Origin of the sequence: Candidatus Sordicultor fermentans, from assembly GCF_012728195.1 — a bacterium.
GTDB lineage: Bacteria > Atribacterota > Atribacteria > Atribacterales > Caldatribacteriaceae > Sordicultor > Sordicultor fermentans.
This window is the reverse complement of the sequence record NZ_JAAYFP010000040.1, coordinates 1-2,037: the sequence shown is the minus strand read 5'-3', so window position 1 is coordinate 2,037 and position 2,037 is coordinate 1. Positions and strand designations below refer to the sequence as shown.

Here is a 2,037-nt window from a genome sequence, read left to right as displayed (position 1 = left end):
CTAAAAGAAGTAGCCGAGGGAGCAGAAACAATCATATCCTCTATGGAAAACCTCCAGCATGCTTCTCGAGAAATTGCCCAAACCGGGGATCAGATTGGCCAAACCATATCTCAAGTAGCCCGAGGTTCAGAGGAACAAAGCCAGAATCTAACTGAAATCTCTCAAAATATGGAAGACCTTGTAAACCTGGTCAAGGGAATGGCTGAGCAGCTGAAAAAGCAATCAAATAAAGCTTATACCACTTTAGAAGCAGTAGACCAGGTTATGGAAAGCATTCAGCTCACCGGGGGCAACTTAGAAAAAGTTCAAGAATCTGTTACTCAGGCTTTCAGCCTCTCTGAAGAAGGACAAAAAACTTTAAAGGAAGTAGTAGAAGCCATGGAAAGTATCAGTCATTCGGTCCTTTCCGTAGGAGAAATAGTAAAAACGTTAGGGCACAGTTCTCGAGAAATTGGAAGTATTACTGACCTCATAACTGGTATCGCTGATGAAACCAATCTTTTGGCCTTGAATGCAGCAATCGAGGCTGCTCGAGCCGGAGATGCAGGAAGAGGATTTGCTGTGGTGGCTGATGAAGTGAGAAAATTAGCTGAAGAATCAGCCCATGCTGCTCAACGAATTGCTGGTTTAATTGGAGACATTCAAAAAGAAACCAATAAAGCGGTAAATTCTATGGAGGAAAGTACCAAGAGAGTAGAGAGCGGAACTCAAGCAGTGGATAGAGCTCGACGGGCTTTTCAAGATATTTATCAGGCTAATCAGGTAGTAACTGAGGAAACCAATTCTATCTCTTCTTCTTTCGTACGAGTAGAAGAGATATCTCAAAAAATCGTCCAGTTGGTTCGAGAAATGTCAGAAATTTCCCGTCAAAATGAAGCTGAAACTCAAGAAGTAGTTGAAAAGGCTGAAGAGGTATTTACCAGACTCAGCAACGTCGCCTCCATTTCTGAAGAAAATGCTGCTGCAGCCGAAGAGGTAGCTGCCTCAGCCGAAGAGCAGAGTGCCGCACTACAAGAGATGGATAAGGCAATCCAGGAAACTATGGATATGGGAAGGGCCCTACAGGAGGACCTCCAGCATTTTACTATTTAAATCCCGATTAAGGAATAAAGATCATTGATAAAGTGTATACTCATAATGAGTGATGTAAATAAATATTCAGGAAAGAAACGGGATGATTTTTATAAGCTTACGGGGAGGGAACAGAAAACAAAGTAAAAGCTGATATTTATACAGGTATATAGAGGAGGCTTACTGCCATTTTTTTCGATATTATATTTAAAAATGTTGTGCTTCAGATTTCTGATTATAGTTTTACTATCTTCGCTCTGACAGTCCTCCTCACGAGCTGGATAGTACTTGCAGTAGGAATAATAACTTTAATCAGAGAAAAAGCTTCCCGAGAAAGTATTTTCTTTTTTTTAATTACTCTGGCTGTTTTTCTGTGGATGTCTTCCAATTCTTTTATGTATGCCTCTCCCAATGAGGAAACAGCAATTCGATGGGATAAATTAGGTTATCTGGGAGCGCCTTTTATCCCCACTGCTCTTTTCCAGTTCACCATTTTTGCTCTGCGAACTTATCCTTCTCAGCAACGAAAAGCCTCTGTTGCATGGGTTCTCTCTTTCTTTTTCTCTCTATGTGCTTTTACCAGTGACAATTTTATTATAGGAGCAACATTATATCCCTGGGGGTACTTTACCTATTATGGATGGGCGAGTATCCCCTTTTTAGTTTTTTTCCTCTATATGTTACTGGCCAGCCTCTTACAATACCATAAAAAGAGTCAGGAAGAGGCATCTTCCATAGCTAAGCTTCGAACCCGGCTTTTCTTTCGAGCTCTTTTAGTAGCCAGCTTAGCAATGGTTGAGTTTCTGCCTACTTTCGGGGTTCCTATCCCACCTCTGGGCTTTATTCCCATCCTTTTCTTCGTCTTTTTAGGTGCACCAGTTATCTGGCGCTATCATTTAGTAGATATTACTCCTGCCTTTGCTGCTCAGGAAGTCATCAATAATATGAGTGATGCTCTTTTAGTAT

General features: G+C 41.2%; 2 protein-coding genes. Both read left to right on the top strand.

Going from position 1 to position 2,037, the window contains the following annotated elements:
• A partial coding sequence (locus GXZ17_RS02055) for a methyl-accepting chemotaxis protein (RefSeq protein WP_409375632.1) occupies window positions 1-1,092 on the top strand: 1,092 nt, incomplete at its 5' end.
• Between the two features lie 197 nt (window positions 1,093-1,289).
• On the top strand, window positions 1,290-2,037 hold a 748-nt coding region (locus GXZ17_RS02050), incomplete at its 3' end, for a histidine kinase N-terminal 7TM domain-containing protein (protein WP_409375631.1).